The organism is Actinoplanes auranticolor (assembly GCF_018332655.1).
Taxonomy (GTDB): Bacteria; Actinomycetota; Actinomycetes; order Mycobacteriales; family Micromonosporaceae; genus Actinoplanes; species Actinoplanes auranticolor.
On sequence record NZ_BOQL01000025.1, the window covers coordinates 92,628 to 102,486 of the forward strand.

Sequence of the window (9,859 nt, forward strand, 5' to 3'; positions counted from 1 at the left end):
GGCGGATGGGATCAAGTGGTCACGCCGGGTGAGACTGCCCCGCCCACTCGAAGCCGTCCTCGACGGTGACCTTGGACGCGAGCAGCACCAGCCGGTCGGCGTGCTTGTTGGCGTGGTGCCCGCAGAACACCAGCGAGCCGCCGCTGCTGAGGGCGATCTCGGCCTTGGCGGCCGCGTTGCAGCTGTCGCAGCGGTCGACCAGGGACGGGACGGTGACGATCTCGGGCGACAGCATGGTGGTCATCATCGCTCTCCTTGCTCGGTGGCGGTGCAGCGGTCCTGACAGCGGGTACTTCGGCCCGCCGGAGGGGCGCCTTAGCCCTCGGGACGTCCTTCGGGACCCTGCTACTGACGCGCAACCGGCAAGGTCCCTGGTGACTCTGTCCCGTCGTCAACCTTTCCCTCAGACGCCACCGGCATACCCCAATACGCGGGTGAAGTCGTTCGCCTGTGGCTTAACGGGAGGGAACCCAGAATGACTCGCAACGACGGCCGGCGCCGTACCGCGCGCTTCGCGCTGACCGCCGGCATCGCCACCGCGGCCGCAGTGACCGGCGTCACTGGCACCGCACTCGCGGGTACCCCCACCGCGTTGCCCACCGGCCCGGTCCGCGCCGCGGCCGCCGCGGATGCGATCGCCGGCAGCTACATCGTGGTGCTCAAGCCGGGATCCGCAGCGGCTTCCCGGGTGACGTCCGCTTCCCAGTCCCTCGCGAAGCGGTACGGCGGCAAGGTCCGTGCCAACTACCTCTCGGCCGTCCGCGGTTTCCAGGCCACCATGACCGCCACGGCGGCCCGCCGGCTCGCGGCGAACCCGGCCGTCGACTACGTCGAGCAGGACGCCACCGTCCGGATGGCCGACACCCAGAGCACCCCGGTGTGGGGCCTGGACCGCATCGACCAGCCGGCGCTGCCGCTGTCGAAGACCTACACCCACCGCTCCGCGGCCGGCGTGACCGCGTACGTGCTGGACACCGGCATCCGCACCAGCCACGCCGAGTTCGGTGGACGGGCCGGCCACGGCTGGGACTTCATCGACAAGGACGCCACCGCCCAGGACTGCAACGGGCACGGCACCCACGTGGCCGGCACGGTCGGCGGCCACGCGTACGGCGTCGCGAAGGACGTCAAGCTGGTCGGCGTCCGGGTCCTGGACTGCACCGGATCGGGTTCGTACTCGGCGATCATCGCGGGTGTCGACTGGGTCACCACGCACGCGGTCAAGCCGGCCGTGGCCAACATGAGCATCGGCGGCACGCTGAGCTCGGCGCTCAACGCCGCGGTCACCAAGTCGATCGCGTCGGGCGTCACCTACACCGTGGCGGCCGGCAACGAGAACAAGAACGCCTGCGGCTACTCGCCGGCGGCCACGCCCAACGCGATCACGGTCGGAGCCACCGAGAGCACCGACGCCCGGGCGTCGTTCTCCAACTTCGGTTCCTGCCTCGACATCTTCGCGCCGGGCGCGAGGATCACGTCGGCCGGCTACACCTCCGACACCGGCACCCAGACGATGAGCGGCACCTCGATGGCCGCCCCGCACGTCGCCGGCGCGGCCGCGCTGGTGCTGGGGGCCGACCCGGCCGCCACGCCGGCCCAGGTGCTCACCTTGCTGACCACCAAGGCGTCGGTGGACAAGGTGACCTCACCGGGCACCGGCTCGGTCAACAAGCTGCTCAACACGGCCTGGCTGAACACCGTCACCGGCACCCCGGCCCCGGCGCCCACCACGGCCCCGACCACGCCGGCCCCCACCACCGCCCCGACGACCACCCCCACCACCGCTCCGACGTCGGCCCCCACCACCGCTCCGACGTCGGCCCCCACCACCGCTCCGACGACTGCCCCGTCCACTGCGCCGACGACGACCCCGACCACCAGCGTGCCGGTCCCCGCGTGCGGGCCGTTCACCATGGGCACCGACGTGCGGATCAGCCGGTACGGCACCGCGTGGAGCAGTGTGGGCATCTCCGGCTGCACCGGCACCGCGTCGGCGACCTCCAGCGTGACGGTGACCGTCGTGCACGGCTTCCGCGGTTCGCTCGTCGTCTCGCTGGTGAGCCCGCGGGGCACGAAGTACACGCTGAAGCAGGCCGACAAGGCGGACAGGGTGGCGAATCTGTCGCAGACCTACCCGATCAACCTTTCCGGTACGTCTCGCAACGGTACGTGGACGTTGCAGGTCAAGGACACCTACGGCACCACGACCGGAATCCTGGACAAGTGGAAGTTGACCCTCTGAAAGCTCGGAAAGCCGTACCGGTGCGGTGTCCCGCCGTTAGCGTTGTCCGTGAGTAGAGGCAAGGAGGCCGCCATGACGGAGGTCACGCAGGAGCGCCCCACGGTCCTCGTCGTCGACGACGAGGAGGACCTGCGCGACATCATGCGCCGGATGCTCGAGCGCCGCGGCTTCGCCACCCTGGTGGCCGGCGACCGGGAGCAGGCGATCGCGGTCTGCCAGGACCATCCCGGTGTCATCGACGTGCTGGTCACGGATCTCAACCTGCCCGGCGACTCGGGTGGCGAGCTGGCCCGCACCGCGTCCGAGCTGCGCCCCGAGATGGGCGTCGTGTACATCTCCGGTCTGCCCAAGGACATCGCCGTCACCAAGGGCCTGATCGAGCCGGACGCCCTGCTGGTCAAGAAGCCGTTCACGTCGGATCTGCTGCTCGAGGCCCTGCGCTCGATCCTGGACCAGCGGGCACCGACCGTGTGACGAGCTGAGCGAGAACGCCGCCGGAACTTTCCGGCGGCGTTTTTCGCGTCCGGGGGTCGGCCGAACGGCGGAGCCGCCGTCGGCCCAAAAGCCCTTCATCCGGTGGGGCCCGTGCCGCCAGACGGTCCACTGTGGCGGGGCTCCCGGCCTGCACCCGTTCGCGATCCGGGCCGGCACCCGCCCGCGCCGAACCTGAATGTCAGACAGCAATTGTTTGACATACAGGGGGAACGACGTGACGGCCAGGCGCAGGACGATCGGAGTCGCACTGACGGGTGTGGTGGTGGCCGGCACGGGCCTCACCCTGACCGGTACGGCGAACGCGGCGACCACGACCGAGACGACGACCATCTACAGCACCGACGACGCCTACACGTCCAGCACCCGCAAGACGGTGAACTTCGGCTCGGCCGACAAGCTCGTGGTCGGCAAGGAGGCCGGAGAGACCCGGCTGTCCTATGTGAAGTTCGCACCCAAGGTTGCCGCGGGGGCCACCGTCACCGCGGCTGAACTGCGGCTGCCGGTGGAGAGCAAGCCGGTCGCCGCCACGCTCAACGTCTACTCGGTGGCCGGTACCTGGTCGGAGCAGAAGCTCACCGCGGCGAACGCGCCCGCCCTCGGCTGGCTGGTCGCCTCGATCAAGCCGCGGACCACCGACACGACGTTGCGCTTCGACGTCTCCAAAGTGGTCACCCGGGCCGGCACCTACGCGTTCGCGCTGAAGTCCGCGGCCACCAACGGCGTCACCCGGCTGCGCGCCATCGAGTACGGCACCGCCACCGCCGGTGGCCCCGAGCTGGTCCTGACGGTCAAGCGCACCACGATCACCCCCACCAGGCCGGCGACCCCGCCCACCACCGCCCCGACGACCCCGCCCACCACCGCCCCGACGACCCCGCCGACCACCGTTCCGCCGACCACGACGCCGCCGGCGGAATGCGTCACCGGTGCGCTGCTCGTGCCGTCCTGCGGCGTGCTGTGGGGAGCCGCGGCCGGCGGTTTCACCGACACCCCGCGCGACCAGGCCCTCAAGAGCTGGGAGACGCTCACCGGACGCACCGCGACGATCTTCCACCAGTACCACAAGGGTGACGAGCAGTTCCCGACCAAGGCTGAGATCGCGATGACCCAGGACCCGCAGCGCCCGCGCGTGCTCCTGCTGAACTGGAAGATCGCCTACAACTCCACCTGGGCCAAGGTCGCCGCGGGCGAGCAGAACGCCCGGATCGACAAGTGGTCGGCGTACGTCAAGCAGAACTACCACCAGAAGTTCTTCCTGGCGCTGCACCACGAGCCGGAGAACGACGTGCAGACCACCGCCTCGTCGGGCATGACCGCCAAGGACTACGCCGCGATGTACCGGCACGTGATCACCCGGCTGCGCGCCAACGGGGTCAGCAACGCCGTCAACGTGATCGCCTACATGGGCAACGAGAAGTGGATGGCGCAGTCCTGGTGGAAGGACCTCTACCCGGGCGACGCGTACGTCGACTGGGTCGGCCTGGACTCCTACGTCAGCGTGGAGAAGGGCTACTACCACTACGGCGGCATGGGCGACCTCCTCGACCGGCAGCCCACCGGCGGCGGCCTCGGCTGGTACGACTGGGCCGTCCAGAACCACCCGACCAAGCCGATCATGGTTGCCGAGTGGGGCATGTACCACCGCCGCGCGACCATCACCGACAAGTCCGCCGCGTTCGCCTCGGTCGTCCCCGAGCTGAAGGCCCACCCGGCGATCAAGGCCGTCGTCTACTTCGACACCGCCAGCGACGACGAGGGTGACCGGGACATCTCGGTGAACTCCTCGGCGAGCAGCCTCGCCGCGTTCAAGAAGGTCGCCGCCGACCCGATGTTCAAGGTGACCATCGGCAAGTGACGTCGTTCACCCCGATACCGGGCCGGTCCGTTCGCGGGCCGGCCCGGCCGGCTGTCCGGGCCAGGGCACGGTCAGTTCGCCACGGCGCCACCGGGCCGGACCGGGCAGCACCGGCCACTGCTCGCGGAACTTCGCGACGGTGGCCCGCCACCGCTGCCGCGGACCGAACGGGGTGGCCGACGCGTCCCAGGCGGCGCCCAGGGTCCGCAACAGGTCATGAATCGGGTGGCCGGGCACGTTGTGGTGGATCAGGGCCTTCGGCAACCGCTCGGCGAAGGTGGCCGGATGGTCCAGATCGGACAGTCGCGCCGACAGGGTGAGCGTCCGCGGCCCCTCCGCGCCGACCACCGCCCAGGTGGCGATCCGGCCCAGCTCGTCACAGGTGCCCTCGACCAGCAGCGCGCCGGTGCCGGTCATGGCGGCCCACGCCGCGGGCACGTCCTGCGCCGGATACTGGCGCAGCACGTTGAACGCGCGGACCACCTGAGGGCGCAGGCCGGCCAGCTCGAAGCCGCCCCGGCGGAACTCCAGCAGCGGCGGGTCCGCCCACGGCTGGGCGTCGCTCACCCGTACCGGATCGATCTCCAGGCCGACCACCGCGACGTCCGGGCGGACCGCGGCCGCGAGCCGGGCCCGCAGCTCGACCGCCGTGATCGGCGTCGCGCCGTATCCGAGATCCACCACCAGCGGTGCGGCCGCGCGGGTGAGCAGCTCCCCGCAGCGGTACGCGATGAAGTTGTCCACCCGGCGCAGCCGGTTGGGGTTGGTGGTGCCGCGGGTGACCGCACCGACCGGCTTCATGGCATCAGCTCTGTTCCCGGGCCACCTTGTGCTGGGCGGCCTGGGCGATCGGGCGCACCACCAGCCGGTCGATGTTGACGTGCTGCGGCCGGGTGGCGACCCACGCGACGCAGTCCGCGATGTCCTCGGCCACCAGTGGCTCGCGCACGCCGGCGTAGATCGCGTCGACCTTGGCCGGGTCACCCAGGCGGTTGAGGGAGAACTCCTCGGTCCGCACCATGCCGGGATCGATCTCGATGACCCGCACCGGCCGGCCGGCGAGCTCCAGGCGCAGGGTGCCGACCAGGGCGTTCTGCGCGTGCTTGGCGGCCGTGTAACCGGCGCCGCCCTCGTAGACGGTGAAGGCGGCCGTCGAGCCGACGGTCACCACCGTGCCCGCGCCGCTGGCCTCCAGGGCCGGCAGCAGGGCCTTGGTGACCCGCAGCGTACCCAGGACGTTCACCTCGTACATCCACTGCCAGTCGTCGACCGAGCCGGCCTCGACCGGGTCCATCCCGCGCGCCCCGCCCGCGTTGTTGACCAGCAGCGCGACCGGTGCACCGAGCTCGCCGACCGCAGTGGCCAGCGCGTCGACGGCCGCATCCGAGGTGACGTCGCAGACCACGGCGGTGGCGTCCGGGCCGATCCCGGCGACCAGCTGCTCCAGCCGGTCCGCGCGCCGCGCCGCGGCCACCACGTGGAAGCCCTCGGTGGCCAGCCGGCGGGCGGTGGCCGCGCCGATACCGCTGGACGCCCCGGTGACGACGGCGATCTTCTTCTGCACCATCCTTTGATCCTGCCTCACCCCGGCGGGAGAGCTCGGTCACCCCCGGCCTCCTGGCGTTGGGTTGAGGACCTTCCGGTAGGGAAGATGAACGACGGCGTAACAGTTCCCCGTTACGTTCCACTGCTTCGCGAAGGGACACGACGTGGCTGAGCTGCGGGCTGCAGGCCCCTGGCCGACACCCCGGCGCATCGCCACCCTCTCCGTGCACACCTCGCCCCTCGAGCAGCCCGGCACGGGTGACGCCGGTGGCATGAACGTGTACATCGTCGAGGTTTCCAAGCGGCTGGCCGAGCGGGACGTCGAGGTGGAGATCTTCACCCGCGCCACGTCGAGCGAGCTGCCGCCGGTCGTCGAGATGGCTCCGGGCGTGACTGTGCGCCACGTCACCGCCGGCCCGTTCGAGGGCCTGTCGAAGGAGGAGCTGCCGTCGCAGCTCTGTGCCTTCACCAACGGCGTGCTCCGGGCCGAGGCCGCGCGCCCGCCCGGTGCGTACGACCTGATCCATTCGCACTACTGGATGTCCGGGCAGGTCGGCTGGCTGGCCCGGGAACGCTGGGGTGTCCCGCACGTGCACACCGCGCACACCCTGGCCAAGGTCAAGAACAGGTTCATCGCCGCCGGTGACCGCCCCGAGCCCAAGGCCCGGGTGATCGGCGAGGAGCAGGTCATCGCCGAGGCCGACCGGCTGGTGGCGAACACCCGCTTCGAGGCCCAGGACCTGGTCAGCTGCTACGACGCCGACCCGACCCGGCTCACCGTGGTGCAGCCGGGCGTGGATCTGGACCGCTTTCGACCCCGGTCCACCCGGGCGGCCGACCGCCGCCGGCTCGGCCTGCCCGAACGCGGGTACGTGGTGGCCTTCGTCGGCCGGATCCAGCCGCTCAAGGGCCCCGACGTGCTGATCAACGCGCTGGCCGCGCCGGCCCTGCGCGACGAGGACGTGACCGTGGTGATCTGCGGTGGCCCCAGCGGCAGCGGCCTGGACCGGCCCACCGCGCTGATCGAGCTGGCCGCGTCGCTCGGCGTCTCGCACAAGGTGCGGTTCGTGGTGCCGCAGACCGGCGAGGCCCTGGCCGCGCTGTACCGGGCGGCCGACCTGGTCGCCGTCCCCTCCCACAACGAGTCGTTCGGGCTGGTCGCCCTGGAGGCGCAGGCCTGCGGCACGCCGGTCGTCGCGGCGGCCGTGGGTGGCCTGGTCACGGCGGTCACCGACGGCGTGAGCGGGGTGCTGGTGAACGGGCACGATCCGGACGACTGGGCCAGGGTGCTGGCCGATCTGCTGCTGGCCCCGGCCCGCCGGCTGCGGCTGTCGATCGGTGCGGTCCGGCACGCCACCAACTTCTCCTGGGACCGCACCGCGGACGGCCTGCTGCGGGTCTACCGCGAGGCGGTCACCGAGCACCGTGCACTGATCGAGGCCCGCCTGGCAGGCTCCTTCTCATGGTGACCGAGATCGGCGCGCTGATCGAGCGCGTCTGCGCGGAACGTGAGCTGGAGTGCGAGTCCACCGGCGATGCCGCGTGGGTGGTGACGCTGCCCGGCACACACAAGCTCAAGACGGCCTGCAACCTCATCGTGGGGGAGCACGCCCTGCGCATCGAGGCGTTCGTGATGCGCCATCCGGACGAGCGGAGCGAGGAGCTGTGGGCCTGGCTGCTGCGCCGCAACGCCCGCATGTACGGCGTGAGCTTTTCGATCGACGCCGCCGGTGACGTCTACCTGACCGGCCGGGTGACGCTGAAGGGCCTGGACGAGGATGAGCTGGACCGGCTGCTGGGCGCGGTGCTGACGTACGCCGACGAGTCCTTCGACTCGATGCTGGAGATCGGCTTCGGTTCGTCCATCAAGCGCGAGTGGGAGTGGCGGGTCAAGCGCGGCGAGTCGCTGGCCAACCTGCAGGCCTTCGCCCACCTCGCCGACGAGGAAACCCCGGGCTAACCTGAACCGGTAACTGTTAAGATCGTTACCAGTTGGGGGACCGGGTGCCGACCGGGCGCAAGTGGTGGACGGACGCGGCCGGTGGACTCCCCGCGACGTACTGGTATCTCTGGACCGGTCTGCTGATCAACCGGGTCGGCGGCTTCGCCGTGCTGTTCCTGAGCCTCTACCTCACCGCCCAGCGCGGGGCGAGCCCGGCGCTGGCCGGCCTCATCGTCGGCGGGTACGGCATCGGCGGCGTCGCCGGCACCCTGCTCGGCGGCGTGCTCACCGACCGCTGGGGCCGCCGCTCCACGCTGCTCGCGGCGCATTTCGCCACCGCCGCCCTGCTGGTCGCCCTGGGGGTGAGCACGGATCTGCGGCTCGTCGCCGGGCTCGGTCTGCTGCTCGGGCTGGCCCAGTCGATGCCCGGCCCGGCCTTCGTCGCGGCGATCATCGACGTGGTGCCCGCCGAGCGCCGCTCCCGGGCGTTCAACCTGCAGTTCTGGGCGTTCAACCTGGGCCTGGCCGGGGCGTCGCTGCTGGCCGGGCTGCTGGCCGAGTGGAGCTATCTCGGGCTGTTCCTGATCGATGCGGCGGCGACGGTGCTCACCGGCGTACTCATCGCCTGGAAGGTCCCGGAGACGCTCAGCCGGCGGCCGCCGGTGGCAGTGGCCGGCGGGGGGATGCGGACCGTCCTGGCCGACCGGATCTTCCTGGTCTTCGTCGGCCTGACCCTGCTGCAGGCGCTGCTCTACGCCCAGACCAGCACGATCGTGCCGCTGGCGATGAGCGCCGACGGGCTCAGCCCGTCGGGCTACGGGCTCGTCACCGCGCTGGGCGGGACGCTCATCGTGCTGGGGCAGCTCTTCGTGCCGCGGCTGATCGACCGGCACCGCAAGGACCGGGTGCTGGCGACGGCGGTGGCGGTGATGGCGGTGGGCTTCGCGACGCTGGCGTTCGCCGACCGGCTCGGCGGCTACCTGGTCGCGGCGGCGGTCTGGACCGTCGGGTCGATGCTGGCCGCACCGCCGAACGCGGAGATCAATGCGGAGCTGGCGCCGGTCGAGCTGCGCGGGCGCTACCAGGCGGTGTTCTTCCTCACCTTCCCGGCGGCGGCGTTCCTGGCGCCGGCACTGGGCGGTGTGAGCCTGCAGGCTTTCGGGCCGGCGCACTGGCTGATCGTCGCTGCCGTCGGTGTCGTGGCCGCGCTTCTGCATCTGGCGGCGGGCCCGAGCCGGGAGCGACGAGTGAAGGCCGGGAAACTGAAGGCTGCAGAACTGAAGGCTGCGAAGCCGGATGCCGTGGGGGCTGACGGCGCCGGCGGCGGCGGGCGACACCCATCCCCATAGGCGTCGCCCGCACTAACCGCCGGTCTCGGGTAACGCCGTCCCCCAACGGCTGATGCCACCCGTCCCCGAACGCCGATCCGCGGTGGCCCCGAAGGGCCGACCCGTTCCCCGAACTGACGGCTCGGCGTCCATCGACCACGCTAGTTGGGCCGGTCAAGGGCCACAAGCGGGTTGGCTGTCTGCCATCTGTCTGAACCGTCACACCTGGCAACTTCACCCTCACGGATGATGCCCGCCTCGGTCATCCGGCTGTCGACCGCTGGCCCTCCGGCCGCCCACCGGCGGCTACTTCTTGGCCGCCTTCTTCTTCGTGCCGGCCGTCTCGATCTTGATCAGCCGCTGCACCAGCTCGGGCTTCTTCAGCTCGCCGGTGCCCTTGACGCCGTGCCCGCGCAGCCGCCGGCGCAGATCGTCGGCCTTCATGGCGGCGA

The 9,859-nt window shown here is 71.2% G+C and carries 9 protein-coding genes; 6 read left to right on the forward strand and 3 right to left on the reverse strand.

The window, feature by feature from the left end:
• Positions 1-19: 19 nt before the first annotated feature.
• A complete protein-coding gene (locus Aau02nite_RS15730; protein ID WP_212989164.1) occupies positions 20-244 on the reverse strand; it encodes a DUF7455 domain-containing protein in 225 nt (74 codons plus the stop codon).
• 231 nt (positions 245-475) lie between these two features.
• On the opposite strand from Aau02nite_RS15730, the gene Aau02nite_RS15735 reads away from it, so the two are divergent.
• From Aau02nite_RS15735 to Aau02nite_RS15745, 3 genes are all read left to right on the forward strand, one after another.
• Positions 476-2,242 (forward strand): S8 family serine peptidase, encoded by a 1,767-nt coding sequence (locus tag Aau02nite_RS15735; protein WP_212989165.1) that lies wholly within the window; start codon positions 476-478, stop codon positions 2,240-2,242.
• 72 nt (positions 2,243-2,314) lie between these two features.
• A complete protein-coding gene (locus tag Aau02nite_RS15740) occupies positions 2,315-2,716 on the forward strand; it encodes a response regulator (RefSeq protein WP_212989166.1) in 402 nt (133 codons plus the stop codon).
• A 235-nt stretch (positions 2,717-2,951) separates the two neighbouring features.
• On the forward strand, positions 2,952-4,592 hold the full coding sequence (locus Aau02nite_RS15745; protein ID WP_246595174.1) for a DNRLRE domain-containing protein: 1,641 nt from the start codon (positions 2,952-2,954) through the stop codon (positions 4,590-4,592).
• 6 nt (positions 4,593-4,598) lie between these two features.
• Here Aau02nite_RS15745 and Aau02nite_RS15750 read toward each other — a convergent pair whose 3' ends face one another.
• On the reverse strand, positions 4,599-5,393 hold the full coding sequence (locus Aau02nite_RS15750) for a class I SAM-dependent methyltransferase (protein ID WP_212989168.1): 795 nt from the start codon (positions 5,391-5,393) through the stop codon (positions 4,599-4,601).
• 4 nt (positions 5,394-5,397) lie between these two features.
• Positions 5,398-6,159 carry an SDR family oxidoreductase gene (locus tag Aau02nite_RS15755; protein ID WP_212989169.1) on the reverse strand — a complete coding sequence of 254 codons (762 nt, stop codon included), beginning with the start codon at positions 6,157-6,159 and terminating at the stop codon, positions 5,398-5,400.
• Between the two features lie 142 nt (positions 6,160-6,301).
• Between Aau02nite_RS15755 and mshA the strand changes: the two genes are divergently transcribed.
• From mshA to Aau02nite_RS15770, 3 genes are read left to right on the forward strand one after another with little or no spacing between them, the layout of a single operon-like run.
• On the forward strand, positions 6,302-7,606 hold the full coding sequence (gene mshA, locus Aau02nite_RS15760; RefSeq protein WP_246595175.1) for a D-inositol-3-phosphate glycosyltransferase: 1,305 nt from the start codon (positions 6,302-6,304) through the stop codon (positions 7,604-7,606).
• Positions 7,600-8,097, forward strand: coding sequence for a type III secretion system chaperone family protein (locus Aau02nite_RS15765; protein WP_212989170.1), 498 nt, complete (start codon positions 7,600-7,602; stop codon positions 8,095-8,097). The genes mshA and Aau02nite_RS15765 overlap by 7 nt, the downstream gene beginning before the upstream one ends.
• Before the next feature lie 32 nt (positions 8,098-8,129).
• The gene (locus tag Aau02nite_RS15770; protein WP_246595176.1) at positions 8,130-9,428 is read left to right on the forward strand and encodes an MFS transporter; all 1,299 of its coding nucleotides are present in this window, start codon (positions 8,130-8,132) and stop codon (positions 9,426-9,428) included.
• Positions 9,429-9,859 lie beyond the last annotated feature (431 nt).